Below are 21,107 nucleotides of genomic sequence, written 5' to 3' on the forward strand. Positions count from 1 at the left end.
TTTCCATTTGACTCCCGGTCGCGCTCCTGACTAATTCAATGGCGGAGCGACATGGACGACTCGAGGGTTCAGAGCGCGCTGCTCGGCTGGATTATCGCCCTCGCGATCACGGTCTCCGTGCTCCTGCGGCGCGACAAGGACGTACGCCAGAAGCTGTTCGTCGTCCTCTGCGGCAACGTCACGCTCTACTATTTTTCGATTTTCCTCTATGCGTGGTGGGGCGAGCCGTGGCTCGAGCGGATCTCTCTCGTGCTCGCCGTGCTCCTGCCGCTCGGCGGGCTGATGTTCTTCCGCGCCTTCGCCGCGGTCTCGCGCACGCGGCTTCGGCTCGGACGGCTCGCCATCGCGCTCGGCGCGGTGCTCATCGCGTTCATCCTGCACCCGACCTGGCTCCGGCCGGCCGTGGGGCCCGCGGTGCTCACGTACGTCGTCGGCTTCATGCTCGTCGCGATCCTCGACCTGAACGTCCAGGCGCGCTCCGCGCCGACCCGCGTCGACGCGGCCCGCATGCGCTACCTGTTCGGCGGCGGGCTCGTCGTGCTCGTCCTGCAGGTCGTCGAGCGGCTCGGGCACGTGTTCGACCTCGATCTCCCGCCGCTCGGGATCGCGATCACGCTTCTGTACCTGTACATCATCTCGCAGGCGATCGTCCGCTACCGGATCCTCGACTTCTACGAGATGCTCGGCCGGTTCGCGGTCATGACCGCCATGGGCGTGGCGCTCGCCGGCATCTACACGGCGCTCGTGTTCTGGGCGGGGCCGGGGTTCACGTTCAACGCGTTCCTCGCGTCGCTCGTCATCCTCCTCCTGTTCGATCCCCTGCGCGATCTCGTCGAGCGCAAGATCGCCGACTTCTTCTTCGGCGAAAGGCGCGTGCTCGAGCAGAAGACGACGGAGCTCAAGCAGAGCCTCGCCCACGAGATCCGCGTCGAGAACATGGTCGAGATCCTGCTCGCTGGCCTCGAGGACTCGCGCCGTGTCACCCAGGCCGGGCTCTACCTCATCGATCCGCACGGCCGCGGCTTCGACCTGCGCTCGAACATCGGGCCGCCGCCTGTGCTCTCCCGGGTCGAGGCCGCCGTCGCGCGGCGCCACCTGAAGCCGTACGCGTCGGGCGGCACGCTCAGCGCGAGCGGGTTCGCCTCCCGCCGGGACCGGCTCCGCCGCGAGGGGCGGCGGCCCGAGGCGGATCAGCTCAACGAGGTCGTGGAGCTGCTCGGGAACCTCGGCGCCGACGCGCTCGTGCTCGTCGAGGGCGAGGAGCAGCAGCTGCTCGGCTTCCTGACGGTGCGGGACGACCGCGTGCACGACGCGTTCTCGGCCGAGGACGTCAACCTGCTCGCCGGGCTCGCGGGCCAGATCGCGATCACGGTCGAGAACTCGCAGGCGTACCAGCAGATGAAGGAGCGCGATCGCCTCGCCGCGCTCGGCGAGATGTCGGCGGGACTCGCCCACGAGATTCGCAACCCCTTGGGCGCGATCAAGGCCGCGGCGCAGGTGATCGAGGAGATGGCGGACGACGGCAAGACGGCGCGGCCGGATCGCGAGTTCCTGAGCGTCATCGTCGAGGAGGTCGACCGGCTGAATCGCGTGGTCACCGACTTCCTGTCGTACGCGCGGCCCTCTTCCGGCCTGCCCAAGGAGGTCGACGTCAACGAGATCCTGAAGCGTACCCTCGGGCTGTTCGAGGCCGGGCGCGGGCACAAGGCGGCGTTCGTCGTCGACTACGGGGAGGAGCTGCCGGGGGTCGTTATCGACGGCGAGCGGCTGCACCAGGTCTTCTTGAACCTCGTGATCAACGCGAACCAGGCGATGGAGGAGCAGGCGGGGGCCCGCCTCGAGATCTCGACGCGGATCAAGAAGGTGCGCCGCCTGCGCCAGGTCCGCGCCGGATCCGAGCCGCAGCGCTTCGTCGAGATCCGGTTCTCGGACAACGGGCCGGGGATCGAGCCCGCGGTGCTGCAGCGCGTGTTCATCCCGTTCTTCACGACGAAGACGAAGGGCGCGGGGCTCGGGCTGTCCGTCTGCCAGCGGATCATCCGCGACGCGGGCGGCGACATCGAGGTGCGCAGCCAGGTCGGGCAGGGCACGATCTTCACCGTCGTCCTGCCCGCGTGCGGCGAGGAGCGCGCGTCGATCGTGCCGCTCCCGGCGGAGGACGCAGATGCCTGAGCCGGTCTCCGTCGGCCTCGACGTCGGCTCCGTGTCGACGAACCTCGCGGTGCGCGGGACCGACGGGCGCGTGCTCCTCAAGGACTACAGGTACACGGTCGGCGATCCGATCCGCGTGACGCGGGAGATGCTGATCGACGCGCTCGGCGGCGGGAGGTTCGACGTGCGCGGCGTGGGCGTGACCGGCTCGGGCCGCAACCTGATAGGCTCGGTCGTCGGCGCCGACGTGAAGCGGACCGAGATCATCGCGCACTTCCGCGGCGCGCTCGACGTGCGCCCCGCGTGCCGGACGATCATCGAGATCGGCGGCCAGGACTCGAAGATCGTCTGCGTGCGGGACGGCGCGGTCGCGGACTTCAACATGAACTCGATCTGCGCGGCCGGCACCGGCGCGTTCCTCGACTCCCAGGCGCGGCGGCTCGGGATCGACGTGAAGGACGTGGGGGCGCGCGCCCTCGCGGCGCAGAGGGTCGCGCCGATCTCCGGGCGCTGCACCGTGTTCGCCGAGACCGACATGATCCACCGGCAGCAGCAGGGGTTCGCCAAGGACGAGATCCTCGCCGGGCTCTGCCGCTCGCTCGTGAAGAACTACCTGAACAACTGCGCCAAGGGGAAGCCGATCCGCGAGGAGGTGCTGTTCCAGGGCGGCGTGTCGAACAACGCGGGGATCGTGCGGGCGTTCGAGGAGGAGCTCGGCATGAAGGTGATCGTGCCCGAGCACAACGACGTCATGGGCGCGGTGGGGATGGCGATCTTCGCGTCCGAGATCGCGGGCGCGACCGCGTTCAAGGGGATCGCCGCGATCGGCGCGGCGACCTACGAGACGGCGAGCTTCGGGTGCGAGCACTGCGAGAGCCGCTGCGACATCGTCGAGGTGAAGGAGAACGGCGCGACGATCGCCTACTGGGGCGGCGCCTGCGAGCGGTGGGTGCGGAAGCTCGAGGGAGAGGTTCCTCCGGCCGGGTGAGGCGGCGATCCGACCGATCGGTCGGATCCGCCGGATCGGTCGGATTGGGCCCACGTGGATCTGAACGGCCTCGAGCTGACGTTCGTGCAGAATTCTCGGTGACCCCTCCTCTTGACGTCGCACAATCGTAGCCATATTGTAGCCATATGAGCACCGGCTTCGGCGCTCGGGGAGGGTGAGATGAAGTTCGTCAGCACGCGCGAGCTGCGCAACACGCCGGGCAAGGTGCGCGAGCTCCTCGAGGACGACGACCTCGTGCTCACGGCCAACGGCAAGCCGGTCGGCATCCTCTTGGGCGTGGGCGACGGCGAGCTCGACGCGACCGCGGCGCTCGTCAAGCGCGTCCGCGCCCAGATGGCCGTGGCCAGGCTGCGCGCCGAGGCGTTCGCGTCCGGCGCGGCGTCGATGGACGTGGGGGAGATCGACGACGAGATTCGAGCGGCGCGGAAGGCGCGCCCCGACGCATGAGGATCGTGCTCGACACGAACGTGCTCGTGTCCGGACTCCTCAGCCCGCACGGCCCGCCCGGAAGGGCTCTCGACTCGGTCGTCTCCGGCGCGGTCGGGTTGCTCGTCGACGACAGGATCCTGCGCGAGTACGCCGAGGTGCTGACTCGCCCGCGCTTCGGGTTCGATCGGGAGGTCGCTCTGCAGCTCGTCGAGCTGCTCGCCGAGGGCGCGGATCACGTCGACGCATCGGACATCGCGGTCGAGCTCCCGGACCCCGACGACGCGCCGTTCCTCGAGGTTGCGATCGCGGGAGGAGCGGACGCGCTCGTCACGGGCAATGCCCGCCACTTCAAGACGCGCGACCGCCGAGTGGGCGTCCGGATCCTGGAGCCTTCGGCGTTCGTTGCCGCGCTCGGGGCGCGCGGCCATGCCTGACGTTCGAGCGGCGCCCGCGCTGAGACACGGAATCGGTCTCCACGTCTACCTGTACACCTCCCGCCGGTGCGCGACGCGGACGACCTCGATGACGAGCCGGCGATCCTCGATGGTGTAGATGATGCGGTAGAGCCCGACGCGGATCCTGTAGGCGTCGCGGCCGGCGAGCTTCTCGCACCCCGCGGGCCGGGGGGTCGAGGCCAGGTTGCGGATGCGCGCGACGACACGGACTCGAACGTCGCGCTGCAGATCGCGGATCTCCTTTTCCGCGCTGCGGCGGATCAGGACCTCATAGGAGCCCGTCATCGGTGAGCTCTTTCAAGAAGTCCTCGAACGGCCGCGTCGGCTCGGCGACGCGATCCGCGAGCGCCGTCAGATCGTCGCGATCCTCGGAGAGCGACTGGCGCAGCGCGGCGTTCACGATCGCCGAGACGTTCGTGCCGGTCGCGGCGGCCTTGATCCTGATCGCCTTGTAGATCGGCGCGTCGATGTACACGGTCGCCCGGGCCTTTTCCATGGCATCACCTCTGGATAACAGTATGTCACTATGTCACTTTAACGTCAAAGCGACCCTGAAACAGGTTGCCGACCGAGCGGTTACGCCCCGAGGCGTCGCTTGCCCTGGGCGCGCGAGGCGGTGTACCTAAGAAGCTCGATCCCGAGATCGGAGGACTCCCATGGCGGCGAAGGAAATCGACCTGCTCTCCCTTTCCGGCGCGGACGCGGAGCGCGCGTGGCGGCTCGCGCACGGGCTCGACCGACAGCTCGAGGCGTGCCAGCAGGACGGCGACTCGGCGCAGCGGACGCTCGAGCGCGTGGCGCCGTGGATCCTGGACGCGATCGGCGCCGACGGGCTCGCGGTGCGGCTCCTCGGGGGCGACGGCGAGAGCGAGACGCTCGCGTTCGGGCCGGCGGCCGCGAGGCTCGGGGACTACGCGATGGGCGATGAGCCGGACGAGAGCGCCGACGGGCTGCGGTGCCGCGTCGTCATCGACGTGGACGGCGAGCCGATCGGCTTCATGAGCGCGTCGTTCGCGGCGCGCCCGCCCTCGCCCGGCGGCCGGACGCTCCTCGAGGTGGCCAAGGAGGAGCTCGACAACCTGCTCTACGAGATCCGCCGCGCGCGCTTCCGCCACGACCAGGTGATCGAGATCGAGCGCCGGCTCAAGGAGCACGTGCTCGAGCAGGCGATCGACCAGACCGCGCTCTACCTGCTCGCCGAGAACGGCGCGCGGGGCCTCATGGTCGCGTACACCGAGGAGACCGGCGACGAGCCGCGCCGGAGGTGCCGCGCGTACCTCGACGGCGCGCTCGCGCTCGAGGCCGCCTCGGGCGACGGGACACGGCTCGGCGCCCTGCTCGCACGCGACGGGACGCCCGAGATCGCCGAGGCGATCGCCGCCGCCGGGCTGCCTTCGGATCACACCGCGGCCGCGCTCATCGAGACCGGCATGACCGCGGCCGGGGAGCACGGCTTCATTGCCACGACCGGCCCGGAGGCGAGCGCGATCGGCGCCCGCGCCGAGCTGCTCCAGCACTTCGCGGTGGCGCTCGGGCAGCGGCTCGTCGACTACCACAAGGACCAGCGCTACCTACAGCAGTTCTTCGCGCCCGACGTCGTGTCGCGCCTGCTCCAGGTGCGCGACTACCAGACCGCGTACCTGACGCCGCGCCTACGCGACGTGGCGATGCTGTTCACGGACATCACGTCGTTCACCAAGATCAGCGAGCAGGTGCTCGGCGGGCCGGACGAGGTGGGCGCACTCATCGACTACTGGTCAGAGGGCGTGGTCGACATCGTGTTTCGCCACGGCGGCGTGTTCGACAAGATGGTCGGCGACTGCGTGATCGGGATCTTCGGCACGCCGTTCGACGACACCACCGAGGCCGAGCGCGTGGCGCACGCGATCCAGGCCGCGTTCGAGATCCGCGAGTACACGGGTAAGCTCACGGGCATCCCGGCGGTGGACACGATCCGCAAGAGCGATCTCGTGCCCGGGCTCGGAGTGGCCACGGGCGTCAACTTCGGCCGCACGATGGTCGGCACGTTCGGCCCGAACCACGCGTTCACCGCGTTCGGCCGCGAGATGAACAACACGGCGCGGCTGCAGGGCGTGGCGACGTTCCAGGAGATCGTGGTGATGACGAGCGCGCGCGACGTGCTCGCCGCGAACGCCCACCCGCTCGACAAGGAGCTCGACTGGGGCGCGGTCCGCGAGGCGACCGTGAAGAACGTCAAGGAGCCGCTCCGGTTCTACGGGTTCCCGGCGAAGGAGTGATCCGACCGATCCGCCGGATCCGACCGATCGGTCGGATCTTCCCGTTCGCGCCGCGCCCGGTTTGCGGTAAGAGTCCTGCCATGGCCGAGCGGACAGAAACCTGGACCGTGCGCAGGGTGCTCGAGTGGGCGACGGCCGACTTTCGCGGCCGCGCGCTCGACTCGCCGCGGCTCGACGCGGAGCTGCTCCTCGCGTCCGCGCTCCTATGCACGCGCCTCGATCTCTACACCGGCATGGACCGCCCGCTCGAGCCGGACGAGCTCGCCGCGTACCGCGCGTCGATCGCCCGCCGCCGCAGGCGGGAGCCGGTCGCGCACATCATAGGCGAGAAAGAGCTCTGGTCGCTCGCGTTCGAGGTGACGCCCGACGTGCTCGTGCCCAGGCCCGACACCGAGGCGCTCGTCGACGCGGCGCTGCGCGCGGGCCCTGGGGCGCGCCTCCTCGATCTCTGCACCGGCACCGGCTGCGTGGCGATCGCCATAGCGGCCGAGCGCCCCGATCTCGCGGTCGACGCGGTCGACGTGTCGCCCGCGGCCGCGGCGGTCGCGCGGCGCAACGCGGCGCGGCACGGGCTCGAGGATCGCGTGATCGTCCACGAAGGCGATCTCTACGCGCCGCTGCCCGACGGCGCGCGCTACTCGATGATCACGGCGAACCCTCCCTACGTGCCCGACGCCGAGATCGACGCCCTCGCGGCCGAGGTCCGCTGCGAGCCGCGCCTGGCGCTCGCGGGCGGGGCCGACGGGCTCGACGTCGTGCGCCGCATCCTCGAGGGGGCGCCGCGCTTCCTCGCCCCCGGGGGCGCCGTGCTCCTCGAGATCGATCCGCGCCAAGCCGCCGCCGTGGCCGAGGAGATCGGGCCCCGCTCGCTCGCCGTCCGCGGCGAGATCGCCCGCGACCTCGCGGGCCTCGAGCGCGTCGTCGTCTTCCGGACGTAGGGCGATCGCGGCGCAGCGCGAAACCGAGCCCGATCCGCTCGACGATCCGTGGTTCGTCGAATAGGCGCGCCGCTCCCCGTTTAGCTCTCGGCGGCGGGCTCGACGCGGTTGCGGCCGTTCCGCTTCGCCGCGTAGAGGCGCTCGTCCGCCGCGGCCACGAACCGGTCCGGGGCGCCCATCTCCGCGTTGGCCTCGGCCACGCCGCCCGAAATCGTGACCGGGATCTTCATGCCGTCGAACTCGAAGCGCGCGGCCTCGACGTCGGCTCGGAGCCGTTCGGCGAACCGGATGCCCTCGGCGAGCCCCGTCTCTGGGAAGAGCAGGGCGAACTCCTCTCCGCCGTACCTGCAGAACACCGCTTCGGCGGGCGTCGCGCCGCGGATCAGCTTGCCGAGCTCGCCGAGCACGCGATCGCCGGCGAGGTGGCCGTAGGTGTCGTTCACGTTCTTGAAGTAGTCTATATCGAGCATCACGAGCACGAGCGGATGGCCGTAGCGCAGGAACCTGTGGAACTCGCGCTGCATCTCCTCGTCGAACGAGCGCTTGTTGTTCGCGCCGGTGAGCCCGTCGGTCGTCTTCAGCCGGTAGATCTCCTCATGGTACGCCCGCTCGATGTTGCTGCCCGTGAGGAACTTGAAGATGCTGCGGCCGACCTGCACGCGATCCCCGTCGTGGAGGTGCCGCGCCGACACCGCGGTGTCGTTGACGTAGGTCCCGTTCGTCGAGCCGAGATCGACGAGCACCACGCCGTCGTCACCGGGAGAGACGCGGCAGTGCTGGCGCGAGACGCTGTCGTCCGCGAGCTGGACCGTGCACTCGGGAGCCCGTCCGATCGTGAGCGGCGCGCCGTTGATCTCGAAGCGCCGGCCGAGGAACTCGCCGTAGATGACGACCATCGACGAGACGCCGGGCTCGCCTTTGGGCAGACGGATCGCAGCTACGTCGTGGACGATCGTGACGTCTGCCGGCGAGTCGCTGGGACGAGGACGAGCCATGCACCTCCCCATCGGTACCCCGAACATAGGACAAGACGCGCCGGAACGCCACACCCGCGTGCGCGTCGTTCCGCGTGCGGGGCCGGGCCGAGTTGTGTATCATCCACGGGTGGAGACGGAGGTGGCTGCGTGAGGAACCGGACGAACGACCGTCGTCGCCCTCGGATCGGGCCGCCGGCCTGCGCCGTTTTCGCCCTCGCGCTCGCGGCGTGCGCGCACGGGCCGGCCGAGAAGCTCGCGGAGCCGCCCAAGATCGAGATCCCCGGCGGCGGCAAGTGCAAGGTCGGCGAGACGCAGTCCCATCCGCTGGTCGTCGAGTGGCCGGCCGCGGATCGCGCGTCGCTCGAGGCGCGAATAGCCCACGGCCTGGTCGTGGTGGGCGCGCGCGGCTGCGACATCGAGGTGCTGCGCGGGTGCCGCGCCGAGGCGAGGTACGACTACATCGGGCTGACGCGGAAGAACGACCGCGTGCGGATCCGCAACAAGGACGAGCTGTACGCCAACCTGCCGCTCGGCGCCGCGAGCCTCGAGGGCAAGCTCGCGCGGTACAAGGGGCTCGACGTCGAGATCGCGCTGGTCGGGATGTTCGAGGCGCCGTCCGCGCGCACCACGAGGAGCGAGCTCGACGGCGACTGCGCGGCCGCGACGCACGTCATCACCGGCGTGCAGATCGGCGCGTTCCAGTTCTACGCGGGCGGCTCCGGAGAGCTCCGGGCCGGCGCCAAGTTCGGCAACGCGGGCGCCGGCGTCGGCACCGCCGCCGAGCGCGAGACGCTCTCGGCCGACGGATCGCCCGAGCGGTGCGACGCCGCGACCACCGCGGACACGCGCCCGCCCGAGGGATGCGGCGCGCTGATCCGGATCGAGCTGACGCCGCTGCCGCCGGCCGTGGCGCCGTGCCCGATCGGCTCGAAGTGGAACGGCGACAGGTGCGAGGCGGTCGCGGCGCCGCCCGAGCCGGAGCCCCCGATCGCGAAGGCGCAGCCGCTCGCGCCGGCGACCCCCGAAGTGGCGCCCGCGCCCGCCCACGAGAGCGACGAGGCGGCGCTCTGCCGCAGGTCGTGCGAGCGGGATCTCGCGTGCAAGGCCGAGCTCGAGGGCGTGGCGGCGCCCGAGGGGCAGGGGCGCGAGGTGTATATCCGGATGTGCGCGCGAACCTGCGAGTTCATGGTGAACGACTTCACGCGGCCGCAGCTGCGCGCGTGCCTCGAGCTCAAGGGCTGCCTCGAGTTCGAGGCGTGCGTCGCGCCGGGCGACGCGGCGACGGACATGGGCGGCGGCTTCGACGACGAAGGCGGGTGGTAGGGCACGCCGTCCCCCGCGCGGCGTGGTATAGTTCCGCCCGATGTGCGCCGAACCGCTCAAAGGCCCGCCGCCCGACGGCGAGAAGCCCGGTGACGACTCCTGGCGCGATCTCGGGACCGAGCCGCCCGGCCCGCCGATGAGCGAGGGCACGGCCGCCATGGCGCTCGGCCGCCTGCGCGACGTCAGGGTGCTCGTCGTGGCCGCGGATACGGAGAGGCGCGCGGCGCTCTCGCGCGTGCTCGCCGGGCTCCGCCTCGGCGTCGAGACCGGGCCGCCGGACGACGTGGGCTACCGCGCCGCGCTCGCGTTCCGCCCGGACGCGGTCGTCTCGGAGCTGACCCGACCGGGCGAGCTCGGCTGGTGGCTCCTGCAGCGGTTCCGCCGCCACCCGCTCCTGCGCTGGACGCCGCTCCTGCTCATGCGCTGGTGGAAGGAGGGGCAGCCGTCCGCGCACGAGGTGCTCGTCGCGCGCGTCGTGGACAACCTCGCCGAGGCGCTGACGTCGCTGCGCGTGCTCGACGAGCGCCTGGCCGCCGGGCGGCCGCTCGGCGATCGGCTGGAGATCACGGGTCCGCTGCCGCTCCTCAAGATCCTGTGCGGCGCCGGGCTCACGGGCGCGCTCTCCATCCACGACGGGTTGAACGTTTTCGATATTGATATCGCGGCCGGCCGGCCGGCGGCCGCGGCGCGGCGCGGGCCGGGCGACGACGCGACGACGGGCGAGGCGGCGCTGTACGAGGCCGCCCTGTGCGACTTCGGGCGGTGGACGTTCAGGTCGAACGGCGCGCACCCGGCGTCGCCGAACCTCGGCGGCAAGTTCGAGGAGCTCGCCGAGCGGATCTCCCGCCGTACGGCGCTCGTGTTCGGGCCGGACGCCGCGTTCGTGACGGGCGCGACCCCGCCCGTCGCGGTGCGGCTCGATCGCCTGCGGGACTACGCGTCGACGACCAGCGGCCTGTCGTACCAGCTGTGCGAGACCGTGGCCGGCGGCGCCTCCGGCGACGAGCTCGACGAGCTGCTCCGCGAGGGAGAGGACCGGCTCGTCGTGGAGCGGACGATCCTCGCGCTCATGCGGTGCGGCGCCCTGCACCCGCTGATGCCCGGCGAGGCCTGCGGGCGGGGCGAGGATCCGGCGCGCGCGGTCAGGAGCGCCTCGCACGTGCTCGCGTGGCTCGCGGCCGAGCACCGGCTCGGCGCGGACGGAGTCAAGGGGGCGACGGCCAGGCGGGCCACCTCGACCGGCTACTACCAGGTTCTGCCGTCGCGGGAGGAGAAGATCGCGCTCGGCCCGGCCGAGGGGATCGTGGCGCCCGGCGCGTGGCGCCCGTCGATGACCGAGGACCTCGCGCCGGACTACCACCAGGGGTTCGCCCGCGACGAGAGAGCCGCGTTCCGCGGCGGCGCGACGCCCGTCGAGGGCACGGGCGGCGCCGGCTGGCCCCGACACCCGGACGATCCGCTGGTCGCGAGCGAGCTCAAGCCGCTGGCGCTGCTCCACGACTCGCTCGTCCCGAGCCCCCGCGACGCGGAAGACAAGGGGCGGCGCCAGATGTGGATCGCGCTCGGCCTTGCGATCCTGCTCGGCGCGATCCTGGTCGCCGGGCTCGTCGTGCTCGCCTCGAGCGATCGGGAGACGCCGCCGCCCTCCGGCGCGCGCCCCTAGCGGTCCGCGCGAACCTCCATGGCGCAGCTGAAACGCATCTGGCTCTTCCTCGCCGTGGGCGTGCTCGCGCTCAGCCAGTCCGCGAACATCATCCGGCTCGGCGACGCGCACCCCGTCGCCATCGCCGCGTGGCGCCTCGCCCTGGCCGCGCTCGTGCTCGCTCCGCTCGCCGGGAGGGGGCCCGCGCGCATCCCGGCGCTCCCGAAGAGGACGCTCCTCCTCCTCCTCGCCGCGGGGGCGGCCCTTGCGCTCCACTTCTTCACCTGGATCGCGGCCGTGCAGGCGACGACCGTGGCCAACGCGACGCTCGTGCTCGCGATCAACCCCGTGATCACCGCGGCCGCCGAGTACCTGTTCTTCGGCGAGCGCGCGAGCAGGCGGCTCTCGATCGCGATCGGCGTCGGCGTGCTCGGCGTCGCGGTAGTGGGCTGGCACGATCTCGCGTTCTCGCCGGAGAAGGTCGGCGGCGATCTCCTGTCGCTCGCGTCGTCGTTCCTCTTCACGGCGTACCTCCTGATCGGCAAGCGGGTGCGGCGCACGCTCGACACCACCGTGTACGTCACGGCCGTGTACGGCGCGGCGGCGGCCGTCGGCTTCGCGACGATGCTCGTCCTCGGCGTGCCGCTGGTCGACTATACGCCGCAGACCTGGGCCTGCTTCGGCCTCATGGCGCTCGTGCCCACGGTGATAGGCCACACGTCGCTGAACGCGGCCGTGCGGTGGGTGCCGGCCGGCCGGATCACGGCGATCACGCTCGCCGAGCCGCTCCTCGCGGGGACGGTCGCGTACTTCGCGTGGGGCGAGGCCGCGTCGGCGGGCGCCGTCGTCGGCTACGTCCTGATAGGCGCCTCGGTGCTCGCCGTGGCCACCGAGCGCCGGAGGGAGGAGAAGGGATGACCAAGCCATCGATCCGGCTGCACACGACGACGCTGTGGGACTACCCGTCCCAGAGCTACGGGCCCGGCGCCCAGGGAGATCAGGAGTACGCGGGCGTGACCCCGTCGCACGTGATCTGGAACGCGCTGCGCCGCTGGACGCGCCCGAAGGATCTCGTGGTCGATCCCATGGCCGGGAGCGGCACGACGCTCGACGTGGCGCGCGATCTCGGCCGCAGGGCGCTGGGATACGATCTCCAGCCGGCCCGGCCCGACGTGTTCCGGTCGGACGCGCGCCGGCTCCCGCTCGAGGACGGCGTCGCGGACTTCGTGTTCGTCGATCCGCCCTACGGCGACCACATCCGCTACTCGGGGCAGAAGGAGTGCCTCGGCGAGCTCCAGGCGGGCTCGCGCGAGTACCGCGAGGCGCTCGCACGGGTGGCCGCCGAGATCCACCGCGTGCTCCGGCCCGGGAGGTACGCGGCGCTCTACATCTGCGACTCGTTCCGGAAGGGGGCGCCGCTCAGGCCGCTCGGCTTCGACGCGTTCTCGATCCTCTGCCAGCGCTTCGTGCCGGTCGACGTCGTCGCGGTGGTCAGGCGCAACGCGACGCTCGAGCGGCGCCACTTCCACACAGCCGCGGTCGAGGGCGACTACATGCTGCGCGGCTTCAACTACCTGTTCGCGGTCTACAAGCCGGCGCCCAAGGACAAAGGAGCGCTCCCGGACCGCCGCCACCCGGACGAGATCGCCGCGGATCTCGCCGCCGCGGGCGGGGCCGGCGGAGGGGCGCTCCCTCGGGATCGGCGCCGCGGCGCGCGCGGGCGCCCTTAGCGGCCCTACGGGATGTGCTTGAGGGTGACCGTGGTCTCGTACGGGTGCTCCTCGACGAGCCCCTCGACCTTCGCCTTGATGATCCCCTTGAGCTTGACGGAGCAGCTGTCGCCGAGCTTGCAGCCGCCGGCGGTCTTGATCTTCTGCCAGTCGCACGGGAGGCCGAGATCGAGATCCTGCGTGTGGCCGTACGGGATCGCCGGCTGGGCGGCGACCTTCGCCTGGCACACCGCGGCGCCGCCGGACATCAGCTTGACGGTCGCGAGCTCGACGTTGCCCGTGGTGTGGCTGTCGTTCTTCGCCTGGAGCTTGACGTGGATCTTGCCGGTGCCGTCCTTGAAATAGCCGCCGTCGAGCACCCTCCCGCTCCAGGGGTTCCACACGCCGACCGCCGGCTCGACCTTGGAGCAGAAGAGCTGCAGCGCGGACAGGTTGTGGTACAGGAGCGAGTGCGCGATCGTCCCGGACGGACAGGAGACCTTGGCGCGCCACTGCTTGCAGCCCGTCCGCGTGAGCTCCACCGGTCCTTTCGGATCGAGGGTCCGGCCGAGGGAGTCGAGCCGGTGCCCCCACACGCGCACGCCCTTGAACTCCCTGGTCTCGTCGGTGTCGCCGTCGTCGCACATCTGCAAGGACGTGACGAAGTAGCCTTCGGGCAGCTCGGCCGTCTTGACGTTGGTCGGATCACTATGCCTGAACCAGTCGTTGCGGACGTTCCTATCCGCGGCCGGGTGCAGGAACGCCGGCACGACCTGGATGCCGAAGTTCCCGCCGGACGTGCGGATCCCGCGAATCGCGTAGTAGCGATCCTCGGGTTTTGTGCCCATGGTCGCGTTGATCCGCACGTGGCTGACGTCGTCGTTGTACGGGATCCCGGAGAGCGCCGTCTTGGTGCCGGTCGGGATCCAGCGGAGCGCGAGCGGCTCGTCGGCGCCCGCCGCGCCCAGCACCCCCAGCGTGAGAAGCGCGCCCGCGCACAGGCCGATGATCGTCGTCGCGTGTCTGGACATGATCGGTCCTCCTCGGTGGATACGGTACAGACAGGCAGGAATCATACGATATTCACGGAATCGCGGGTGGGAATTCGCCGCGTCATCCGAGCGCGAGCACCACGACGATCTGGGCGATGACGACGCGCAGCAGCATGGTGAGCGGGTACACGGTGGCGTAGGCGATGGACACGGCGTCGCTCTTCACGAGCTGGGTGGCGTAGGCGAGCGCCGGAGGGTCGGTCATGCTGCCGGACAGGAGCCCGCACAGGGAGACGAAGTTGAGCTTCCGGCGGCCGCGCATGTACAGGGCCACCGCGAAGATCGGCACGAACGTGATGATCGCCGCGAGCCCCATCCAAAGGAAGCCGTCGCCCGAGGCGAGGATCCCGAAGAACTTCTCGCCCGCCGCGAGCCCCACGCACGCGAGGAAGAGGGAGATGCCGAGCTCGCGGAGCATCATCTTGGCCGGATTGGGCATGTACGCGATGAACGGTCCCGCCTTGCCGAGGCGGCTGAGCGCGATCGCGACGATGAGCGGCCCGCCCGCGAGCCCGAGCTTGATAGGCGCCGGCATGTGCGGGATCGCGATCGGCAAAGAGCCCAAGAGCACGCCGAGCGCGATGCCCACGAAGAACGGCACGATGTGCGTCTTGTCGAGCTCGCCCACGGAGTCGCCGAGCTCCTTCGCCGCGCGCTCCACCGCCTGCTCGACGCCCACGATCACGAGGCGGTCGCCGAACTGCACGCGGAGATCCCGCGTCGGCGTGAACTCCAGGCCGGCGCGGATGATGCGCGTGATGATCACGCCGTACCGCTCGTCCAGCCCGAGGGCGTGGAGCTCCTTGCCGCACGGGGCCTTGCGGGTCACGACGACGCGCCGCACCGCGATCCGGCTCGGCAGCTTCGGGAGGTCGACGTCGCTCTCCCTGCCCACGATCACGCGGAAAGCGTCCAGGCGGGAGGTCGTGCCGATCGCGTGGACGACGTCCCCGACCTCGAGCCGCACCTCGGCCAGGGCGAGCTGCTGCACGCCGCGCCTGCAGATCCGCGTGACGATGGCGCCCGGCCCGGTCAGCTCGGCGAGCTGCTCGATCGAGAGCCCGGCGAGGTTCGCGTTGAGCACCTCGAAGTTCTTGGTCAGGATCGGCTGCACGCCCTCGTGCTGGAGCCGCTCGAACTCCGCGGCCTCGGCGGCGGGATCGATGCGGAAGAGGCGCCGCACGATGATCATCGTCAGGATGATCCCGACGATGCCGAACGGGTACGCCACCGCGTAGCCCATGCCGACCACCGACGCGGCGTCCGCGCCCGCGGCCGGGAGATCCTTGAGCGCCTGCTGCGCCGCGCCGAGGCTCGGCGTGTTGGTCACGGCGCCGGTCAGGAGGCCCACGGCGGCCGTGAAGTCGATCCCCGCGAGGAGGCCGATGGCGACGGCGATGGCGGTCCCGCCGAGGACGATGGTCGCCGCGGCGATGGTGAGCGACAACCCCTGGCGCCGCAGGGACGCGAAGAACCCCGGCCCGACCTGGAGGCCGATCGCGTACACGAACAGGATGAGCCCGAACTCCTTCACGAACTCCATGAGCTCGTGGTTGAGCGTGAGGTCGAAGTGGCCGAACGCGAGGCCGGCGAACAGCACGCCGCCCACGCCGAGGCTCACGCCGAAGACGCGGACGCCGCCGAGGAGGAGGCCGGTCGTGACGACCAGCGCCAGGATGAGCACCGAGTGGGCCACCGAGTCGCCGAGAAAGAGCTGGGAGAGCCAGTCCATGTCAGCGGCTCGTCTACCACTTTAAACCGAGGCGTCAACCGGGGGGCGCTACTCGACGATCGTCTCGCAGCCGAACGACGCGGTGACCTCGGAGATCTCGCCGTTCTTGTACTGCTCGCACAGGCCGTCGCACAGGCCGATCGTGTCCGCGTCGATCCACTGCCAGCCGAACCCGTCCGAGCAGTCCTCGTCGTACGGCACGATCTCGTCGTCGGCGAAGACGTTGACGAGATCCTGATCCGTGGAGACCCCCTCGCCGAGCGCGTCCCAGTCCACGGTGAACTCGCACGCCACCGCCTCGGCCGCGATCTCGTCGAGCGCCGCGGTGAGATCCGCCGGCGTGTCGGCCGGGTAGAAGTCCCCGGTGCCGCCCGCCGCCGCGATCTCGGTCATGACCTCGAGGTACACACTGTCGAGCACGCCGCCCATGCCGACGACGTAGATCGCGATCCCCATCTCCATGTGGATCTGCTCGGCGAGCAGGATCGCCTGCACGTCGTCCAGGCAGTCGTTGTGCGTGTAGCAGCTCACGCCGTCGAGCTGGGTGGTCTGGCAGGCCGGGCACTGCAGGCCCGCGTCGGACGAGCAGTTCGGGCCGCCGTCGGTGGCGAGGAGGATGTACTTGGTCGATTCGTCCGCGAGCCCGCTCAGGTACGTCGCGGCCGCATTCAGCGCTGCGGTGGTCGGCGTGCCGCCGCCGTCCGGGCCGAGCCCGCCCAGCGTCGTGGCGATCGCCGCCGCGTTCTCTTCCTCGACGATCGCAACCTCGGGCGTGCCGGACGGCGGGGCGCACTCGGTCGCGCCGTACGGGAAGACCATCAGCCCGAAGTTGATCAGCGGATCCATGTCGGCCGTGATCGAGGTGAGCGCCGTGGTCACCGTGGACCAGCAGCTCGGCGAGCCGACCGCCATGCTGTTCGAGCGGTCGAGCAGGATCAGGATGTCCGGCGGGTGGCCGGCGACCGGGAATGCGACCTCCTCGCAGCCGGTGTCGGAGTCGCCGTCGGAGTCGGAGTCGGAGTCCACGTCCGTATCCGTGTCCGCGTCGGAGTCGGAGTCCGCGTCCGCGTCCCCGCCGCCCCCCGAAGGAGCTGCTCCCTCGCACCCGACGAGCGCCGCCCACGCGAGCGGCGCGGCGCATAGGACAGTGACGAATTTCCGCATGGCCTCCCCCTCCCTTTGTCTTCCCCATTATAGTGGACGGCGGCTCCCGTGTCGGACTGAGAATCCTCGCGCGTCCATTTCGTCCATTTCGTCCATTGGGTCCATTTTTCCTGGAACGGCGTGGACGGAATGGACAGAATGGACGGAATGGACGGGAAATACCTGCGAATGTTCCTCACGCTCGTCGCGCTTGCCGCCGCGTGCGGACCGATGGCTGGGACGACACAGCCGGAGTGGACGCAGAGCTCGGATCCGAAGACGGACGAGTACGACCCCGATTACGTCCCACGAGGGTTCGATCCGTGCGCCATGACCGCGAGCATCGATCCGATCAAGCGCTCTTTGGCTGCGATCATTCTGGCGTTGCAGAGCGAGAACTGGACGATTCACAAAATCGACCAGGAGCGAAACTCGTTCTTCGCCGACATCTGCTACCGGGACGACAATCGGTACTGCGCAGTCGTGCTGTTCCAGGTGGGAGAGCACGGCGGCGTTCTGGCGAAACCAGACTACATACAGCCGAAGGTGGTGGACGATCTGGAGCGGTGGTTCGTCTCACTTGAGCGATCGTTCAACAACTACAGGTGCTACTCGGACGCGCTGCTGCGTGAGGAAGTGAGGAAGTACGGCATTGTCTACTGATGCAGTTTGCTGGCGCGTCTGCACCATGCTCATCGCTTTCCTCGCCTTCGGCTGCGCCGAGGAGGAGATGTGCACGCAGCTGGGCGTGGACGGGTGCTACGCCGAGGTCGGCTGCCAGGGCGACGCGACCTGCGCGCTCGAGGCCGAGGAGATGAACGCCCTGTGCGACTGCCTCGGCGACCTGGGCTGCGATCAGGACTGGTTCCACTCCTACTGCGACGGCGCCCCGTACCCGCCGGACGGCGGCTGCCCGGCTTGCGAGGAGTGAGAAGCGGAAAATGACCATCCGGAGGACCCTGTCGCCAACCGGGTACGTGCTTTCGGCGTTGGCCGTCTTTCTCATCGCGCTTACCGCATCTTCGTGCAACGTCGTTCGCTGGCGAGGGAACCGGATCGAGCGGGGGCTCGAGCGGACCGGGTTCGAGCGCCGCGTCGAAGAGCTCGGAGCCGCGAAGATCGCCTTCTGGGACGGAGGTGAGGGGCCGGCGATCGTTCTCCTCCACGGCTTCGGCGCCGACGCCATGTGGCAGTGGAACCCGCAGGCCGAGGCGTTCGCGACCAAGCACCGCGTCGTGATCCCAGATCTCCTCTGGTTCGGCGGCTCAAAGCCCGCCGACGCAGACTACTCCCTCACGCACCAGGTCGATGTGGTGCTGGCGCTCATGGATCGCCTCGACATTGCCACCGCGGATTTCGTCGGCAGCTCGTACGGCGGCCTCGTTGAGTACGAGCTCGCGCGCACCCACCCGGAACGCGTGCGTCGGCTCGTGATATCGGACAGCCCAGGCTCGATCTACACCCGCGCCGACTACGACGCCCTGTGCGCGCGGTTCGGCGTGGCCGAACTGGGCGATCTCCTCGTCCCGACGGACGCGGATGGCGTGAGGCGGCTGCTCGAGATCGGCTACTACGATCCGCCGTGGTTGCCGCGGTTCGCCCTCGAATCCGCATACAAAGAGATGTATTCAGAACATCGTGCCGAACGGCGAGCTCTTCTCACCTGGCTCGTCGAGAACATGGGTGCGCTCGGCGCGAAGCCGGAAAAGCCAACGATGCCGACGTTGCTCGTCTGGGGCGATGGAGACGAGGTGTTCCCGATCGCGATCGCCGAACGGCTCGCTGCGCACCTCGGACCAGAGACGAAGACGCTCATCATTGAAAAGGCGCGGCACTCCCCGAACCTCGAGTATCCCGACGAGTTCAACGCCGCCGTGCTCGACTTCCTCGCACAGGGCGAGCCCCGCGTTTGACCCGCGCTGAGCGCGAAGCTACAACCTTCCCATGTCCCGTGCATCGTCGCTCGGCCTGCGCGCGAGGATCCTGTTCGCGCTCGCCGTCGTCCTGGCGCTGTTCATCGTCCTCACGGACGCGGTCGTGCTCGGGCTCGGCCGGGTGTCGCTCTCCCGCTCGGCCACGGCCGCGACGGCCGACGACGGCTCGATCCAGCCGGACAAGGCCAAGCCCAGCGTGGAGGCCGAGCTCGGCCGGCTCCGGCGCCTCGTGCTTTTCTACATGATCACCGGCGCCGCGGTGGCGCTCGCGCTCTCCTACTTCGCGCTGAGCCGGTTCGTGGTCCGGCCGCTCGGCCGCGTCACGCGCGCGGTCGAGGAGGTCGCGGAGGGACGGCTCGAGGCCGAGACGCCGATCACCGGCTCCGGCGAGATCGTGGAGCTCGCGGTGAGCTTCAACCGGATGACCTGCACGCTGCGCGCGCAGCGCGCCGAGCTCAAGGCGCAGCTCGAGGCGATCGAGAAGTCGGCGGCGGAGCTGCGCGGCGCGCAGGACCAGCTGATCCGCGCGGCCAAGCTCGCCTCGGTGGGCACCCTCGCGGCGGGCGTGGCGCACGAGATCGGCAACCCGCTCGCCGGCGTGCTCGGCCTGCTCGATGCGCTCGACGGCGAGGCGGATCCCGCGATCTCGGCGCGCTACCGCGAGCTCATCCGCAAGGAGGTGCGCCGCATCGATCGCATCATCGCGGATCTCCTCGCCTACGCGCGGCCCGCCCGCGGGGAGGTCGGCGAGCGGGAGACGTGCCGCGTCGCGGACGCGATCGACCACGTCCGCGCGCTCCTCGGCGCGCAGAAGCTGTTCGACGGCGTATCGCTCACGGCCGAGGTGGACGCCGCGGAGCCGGTCGCGATGTCGCGCGACGACCTCACGCAGCTCCTCGTGAACCTCCTGCTCAACGCGGCGCAGGCGATGGGCGGCAAGGGCGCGATCGCGATCCGGGCCGAGGTCGTCGACGGCTGGCGCCCCCAGATGGGCGTCGTCGCGCGCCGCGCGGTCGCGCTCTCGGTCACCGACGACGGCCCGGGCATCCCGCCCGAGATCGCGGATCGGATCTTCGATCCGTTCTTCACCACCAAGGCCGAGGTCCGCGGCTCCGGGCTCGGGCTCGCGATCTGCCAGTCGATCTGCGACCGGGTCGGCGCGGAGATCACGCTCGACCGGGCGGCGGCGAAGGGCGCGCGGTTCGTCGTGTCGATCCCCGTCGCCTGAGGCCGAGAAATTGCCCCACGGCCCCGGCGGGCGCTAGACTCCTCGGCATGGAAGCACCATCCGGCATCGAACGGCGGGATCCGTGCGCCCCTTTGCTGCGGCTCGGCGCGACGCTCGCCGCGGCGCGGCGCGAGGGATCGAACGGCATCGTCGAGGTCCTTGAAGGCGGCCGCGCGCACACGGTCCGCGTGGTCCACGGCGCGATCGCGGACGTCGTTTCGGAGTTCGGCGCGCCCGAGCGCGAGGCGATCTCCCGCAGGGCGGCCCGGCTGTTCGCGCTCGAGCGGCCCCGCGTCGCGTTCACGCCGCTGCCGTTCGGCACGAGCGCCGGAGAGCTCGCGGATCCGGACCAGGTCGTCGTCGAGGGCGTCCGCGCGCGCGGCGATCTGTTCGATCCGCTGCGACTCGTCGAGCGGATCCCGGTGCGGGCGCTGCGGATCGGACCCGAGAAGCGCTCGCTGATCGCCCGCCTCCGGCTCGCGGAAGACGAGCTCGAGCTCGTCGAGGGGCTCCGGATACCGACGCCGATCCCGCTCGTCCTGTGGAAGCGGGGGCTGGATCCGCGGCGCGCCGGCGCGCTCGTCGTGGCGCTCAACCTCGTGGGCGCGTTCGACGCCGACTGGCGTCCGGGGCTCCTGCCGCGGCTCACCTCCGCGATCCGGGTGCTCGAGCGCGCCGCGGCGGGCGCGACCGACCGCGAGCTGCTCGACGCCCCGTCGGACGACGACCCGCGCGAGGAGGATCGCGCGTTCCGCAAGCTGACGCTCGAGCTCCACCCGGACCGGCTGCGCGGGCTGCCCGCGGACGAGGCGCGCATGGCCGAGGAGGCGATCCGGCTCGTCAACGCGGCCTACGATCGGCTGAAGCGCTCGCGCCGCTCCCCGAAGCTCCGCGGCGACGCCGTCGGCCGCGTGAAGCTCGTCCGCCGCGCGCCCGAGAGCTGGGCCGAGCTGCTCGACGTCACCCGCAGCTGCCTCGAGATAGGGGACGTGCCGCGCGCCCGGGCGTACGCGCTCAAGGCGCTCGCCCTGTCCCCGCCGCCCGCGGCCCGCGCCGAGCTCGTCTCGGTCCTCACCCGCGCCGCCTAGCGCCGCCGCGCCCGCTGGACAACGCCCGCCTCGAGGACG

21 protein-coding genes are annotated in these 21,107 nt (G+C 70.7%); 15 read left to right on the top strand and 6 right to left on the bottom strand.

The window, feature by feature from the left end:
- Positions 1-51: 51 nt before the first annotated feature.
- The 4 genes from M0R80_04665 (at position 52) to M0R80_04680 (ending at position 4,023) form a co-directional block, all read left to right on the top strand.
- Positions 52-2,172: an ATP-binding protein gene (locus M0R80_04665; protein MCK9458911.1), complete on the top strand. Its 2,121-nt coding sequence runs from the start codon at positions 52-54 to the stop codon at positions 2,170-2,172.
- Positions 2,165-3,139, top strand: a complete 975-nt coding sequence (locus M0R80_04670) for an acyl-CoA dehydratase activase (GenBank protein ID MCK9458912.1) — start codon at positions 2,165-2,167, stop codon at positions 3,137-3,139. Before M0R80_04665 ends, M0R80_04670 begins: the two co-directional genes overlap by 8 nt.
- Before the next feature lie 180 nt (positions 3,140-3,319).
- Entirely contained in the window at positions 3,320-3,607 is a 288-nt protein-coding gene (locus M0R80_04675) for a type II toxin-antitoxin system Phd/YefM family antitoxin (GenBank protein MCK9458913.1), read from the top strand.
- The gene (locus M0R80_04680; protein MCK9458914.1) at positions 3,604-4,023 is read left to right on the top strand and encodes a putative toxin-antitoxin system toxin component, PIN family; all 420 of its coding nucleotides are present in this window, start codon (positions 3,604-3,606) and stop codon (positions 4,021-4,023) included. The genes M0R80_04675 and M0R80_04680 overlap by 4 nt, the downstream gene beginning before the upstream one ends.
- Positions 4,024-4,068: 45 nt before the next feature.
- On the opposite strand, the gene M0R80_04685 is transcribed toward M0R80_04680, so the two are convergent.
- Positions 4,069-4,329 carry a type II toxin-antitoxin system RelE/ParE family toxin gene (locus tag M0R80_04685; GenBank protein ID MCK9458915.1) on the bottom strand — a complete coding sequence of 87 codons (261 nt, stop codon included), beginning with the start codon at positions 4,327-4,329 and terminating at the stop codon, positions 4,069-4,071.
- Complete coding sequence (locus M0R80_04690; GenBank protein MCK9458916.1) at positions 4,313-4,540, bottom strand: CopG family transcriptional regulator; 228 nt, start codon at positions 4,538-4,540, stop codon at positions 4,313-4,315. The genes M0R80_04685 and M0R80_04690 overlap by 17 nt, the downstream gene beginning before the upstream one ends.
- Before the next feature lie 160 nt (positions 4,541-4,700).
- On the opposite strand from M0R80_04690, the gene M0R80_04695 reads away from it, so the two are divergent.
- Positions 4,701-6,302, top strand: a complete 1,602-nt coding sequence (locus M0R80_04695; protein MCK9458917.1) for an adenylate/guanylate cyclase domain-containing protein — start codon at positions 4,701-4,703, stop codon at positions 6,300-6,302.
- An 80-nt stretch (positions 6,303-6,382) separates the two neighbouring features.
- Entirely contained in the window at positions 6,383-7,240 is an 858-nt protein-coding gene (gene prmC, locus M0R80_04700) for a peptide chain release factor N(5)-glutamine methyltransferase (GenBank protein ID MCK9458918.1), read from the top strand.
- 80 nt (positions 7,241-7,320) lie between these two features.
- Here the strand turns inward: prmC and M0R80_04705 are convergent, their stop codons facing one another.
- Positions 7,321-8,235, bottom strand: a complete 915-nt coding sequence (locus M0R80_04705) for a GGDEF domain-containing protein (protein ID MCK9458919.1) — start codon at positions 8,233-8,235, stop codon at positions 7,321-7,323.
- A 129-nt stretch (positions 8,236-8,364) separates the two neighbouring features.
- On the opposite strand from M0R80_04705, the gene M0R80_04710 reads away from it, so the two are divergent.
- Genes M0R80_04710 through M0R80_04725 form a run of 4 tightly spaced genes read left to right on the top strand, consistent with a single transcriptional unit; the run spans position 8,365 to position 12,912 of the window.
- Positions 8,365-9,540, top strand: coding sequence for a hypothetical protein (locus M0R80_04710; GenBank protein ID MCK9458920.1), 1,176 nt, complete (start codon positions 8,365-8,367; stop codon positions 9,538-9,540).
- A gap of 40 nt (positions 9,541-9,580) precedes the next feature.
- On the top strand, positions 9,581-11,203 hold the full coding sequence (locus M0R80_04715; GenBank protein ID MCK9458921.1) for a hypothetical protein: 1,623 nt from the start codon (positions 9,581-9,583) through the stop codon (positions 11,201-11,203).
- An 18-nt stretch (positions 11,204-11,221) separates the two neighbouring features.
- Positions 11,222-12,100, top strand: a complete 879-nt coding sequence (locus tag M0R80_04720; protein ID MCK9458922.1) for a DMT family transporter — start codon at positions 11,222-11,224, stop codon at positions 12,098-12,100.
- Positions 12,097-12,912: a DNA methylase gene (locus tag M0R80_04725; protein ID MCK9458923.1), complete on the top strand. Its 816-nt coding sequence runs from the start codon at positions 12,097-12,099 to the stop codon at positions 12,910-12,912. The genes M0R80_04720 and M0R80_04725 overlap by 4 nt, the downstream gene beginning before the upstream one ends.
- A 5-nt stretch (positions 12,913-12,917) precedes the next feature.
- On the opposite strand, the gene M0R80_04730 is transcribed toward M0R80_04725, so the two are convergent.
- From M0R80_04730 to M0R80_04740, 3 genes are all read right to left on the bottom strand, one after another.
- Entirely contained in the window at positions 12,918-13,922 is a 1,005-nt protein-coding gene (locus M0R80_04730) for a hypothetical protein (protein MCK9458924.1), read from the bottom strand.
- An 82-nt stretch (positions 13,923-14,004) separates the two neighbouring features.
- A complete protein-coding gene (locus M0R80_04735) occupies positions 14,005-15,675 on the bottom strand; it encodes a putative transporter (protein ID MCK9458925.1) in 1,671 nt (556 codons plus the stop codon).
- Positions 15,676-15,723: 48 nt separating this feature from the next.
- The gene (locus M0R80_04740) at positions 15,724-16,839 is read right to left on the bottom strand and encodes a VWA domain-containing protein (GenBank protein ID MCK9458926.1); all 1,116 of its coding nucleotides are present in this window, start codon (positions 16,837-16,839) and stop codon (positions 15,724-15,726) included.
- A gap of 129 nt (positions 16,840-16,968) precedes the next feature.
- Between M0R80_04740 and M0R80_04745 the strand changes: the two genes are divergently transcribed.
- Genes M0R80_04745 through M0R80_04765 form a run of 5 tightly spaced genes read left to right on the top strand, consistent with a single transcriptional unit; the run spans position 16,969 to position 21,068 of the window.
- Positions 16,969-17,481, top strand: a complete 513-nt coding sequence (locus M0R80_04745; protein ID MCK9458927.1) for a hypothetical protein — start codon at positions 16,969-16,971, stop codon at positions 17,479-17,481.
- Positions 17,482-17,506: 25 nt separating this feature from the next.
- A complete protein-coding gene (locus tag M0R80_04750; GenBank protein ID MCK9458928.1) occupies positions 17,507-17,749 on the top strand; it encodes a hypothetical protein in 243 nt (80 codons plus the stop codon).
- A gap of 10 nt (positions 17,750-17,759) precedes the next feature.
- Positions 17,760-18,731 carry an alpha/beta hydrolase gene (locus M0R80_04755; protein MCK9458929.1) on the top strand — a complete coding sequence of 324 codons (972 nt, stop codon included), beginning with the start codon at positions 17,760-17,762 and terminating at the stop codon, positions 18,729-18,731.
- A gap of 31 nt (positions 18,732-18,762) precedes the next feature.
- Positions 18,763-19,980, top strand: a complete 1,218-nt coding sequence (locus M0R80_04760; GenBank protein MCK9458930.1) for a HAMP domain-containing histidine kinase — start codon at positions 18,763-18,765, stop codon at positions 19,978-19,980.
- A 47-nt stretch (positions 19,981-20,027) separates the two neighbouring features.
- Positions 20,028-21,068, top strand: a complete 1,041-nt coding sequence (locus M0R80_04765) for a J domain-containing protein (GenBank protein MCK9458931.1) — start codon at positions 20,028-20,030, stop codon at positions 21,066-21,068.
- Positions 21,069-21,107 lie beyond the last annotated feature (39 nt).

Source organism: Pseudomonadota bacterium, assembly GCA_023229365.1.
Classification (GTDB): Bacteria; Myxococcota_A; Polyangia; order JAAYKL01; family JAAYKL01; genus JALNZK01.

What these genes read in the sequence shown, in the direction of transcription:
- M0R80_04675 (MCK9458913.1), top strand. Translation starts at nt 3,320, where the DNA reads ATGAAGTTCGTCAGCACGCGCGAGCTGCGCAACACGCCGGGCAAGGTG.
- M0R80_04730 (MCK9458924.1), bottom strand. Translation starts at nt 13,922, where the DNA reads ATGTCCAGACACGCGACGACGATCATCGGCCTGTGCGCGGGCGCGCTT.
- M0R80_04755 (MCK9458929.1), top strand. Translation starts at nt 17,760, where the DNA reads ATGACCATCCGGAGGACCCTGTCGCCAACCGGGTACGTGCTTTCGGCG.
- M0R80_04765 (MCK9458931.1), top strand. Translation starts at nt 20,028, where the DNA reads ATGGAAGCACCATCCGGCATCGAACGGCGGGATCCGTGCGCCCCTTTG.
- M0R80_04760 (MCK9458930.1), top strand. Translation starts at nt 18,763, where the DNA reads ATGTCCCGTGCATCGTCGCTCGGCCTGCGCGCGAGGATCCTGTTCGCG.
- M0R80_04720 (MCK9458922.1), top strand. Translation starts at nt 11,222, where the DNA reads ATGGCGCAGCTGAAACGCATCTGGCTCTTCCTCGCCGTGGGCGTGCTC.
- M0R80_04745 (MCK9458927.1), top strand. Translation starts at nt 16,969, where the DNA reads ATGGACAGAATGGACGGAATGGACGGGAAATACCTGCGAATGTTCCTC.
- M0R80_04735 (MCK9458925.1), bottom strand. Translation starts at nt 15,675, where the DNA reads ATGGACTGGCTCTCCCAGCTCTTTCTCGGCGACTCGGTGGCCCACTCG.
- M0R80_04725 (MCK9458923.1), top strand. Translation starts at nt 12,097, where the DNA reads ATGACCAAGCCATCGATCCGGCTGCACACGACGACGCTGTGGGACTAC.
- M0R80_04670 (MCK9458912.1), top strand. Translation starts at nt 2,165, where the DNA reads ATGCCTGAGCCGGTCTCCGTCGGCCTCGACGTCGGCTCCGTGTCGACG.
- M0R80_04665 (MCK9458911.1), top strand. Translation starts at nt 52, where the DNA reads ATGGACGACTCGAGGGTTCAGAGCGCGCTGCTCGGCTGGATTATCGCC.
- M0R80_04685 (MCK9458915.1), bottom strand. Translation starts at nt 4,329, where the DNA reads ATGACGGGCTCCTATGAGGTCCTGATCCGCCGCAGCGCGGAAAAGGAG.
- M0R80_04695 (MCK9458917.1), top strand. Translation starts at nt 4,701, where the DNA reads ATGGCGGCGAAGGAAATCGACCTGCTCTCCCTTTCCGGCGCGGACGCG.
- M0R80_04715 (MCK9458921.1), top strand. Translation starts at nt 9,581, where the DNA reads ATGTGCGCCGAACCGCTCAAAGGCCCGCCGCCCGACGGCGAGAAGCCC.
- M0R80_04740 (MCK9458926.1), bottom strand. Translation starts at nt 16,839, where the DNA reads ATGCGGAAATTCGTCACTGTCCTATGCGCCGCGCCGCTCGCGTGGGCG.
- M0R80_04750 (MCK9458928.1), top strand. Translation starts at nt 17,507, where the DNA reads ATGCTCATCGCTTTCCTCGCCTTCGGCTGCGCCGAGGAGGAGATGTGC.
- M0R80_04690 (MCK9458916.1), bottom strand. Translation starts at nt 4,540, where the DNA reads ATGGAAAAGGCCCGGGCGACCGTGTACATCGACGCGCCGATCTACAAG.
- prmC (MCK9458918.1), top strand. Translation starts at nt 6,383, where the DNA reads ATGGCCGAGCGGACAGAAACCTGGACCGTGCGCAGGGTGCTCGAGTGG.
- M0R80_04705 (MCK9458919.1), bottom strand. Translation starts at nt 8,235, where the DNA reads ATGGCTCGTCCTCGTCCCAGCGACTCGCCGGCAGACGTCACGATCGTC.
- M0R80_04680 (MCK9458914.1), top strand. Translation starts at nt 3,604, where the DNA reads ATGAGGATCGTGCTCGACACGAACGTGCTCGTGTCCGGACTCCTCAGC.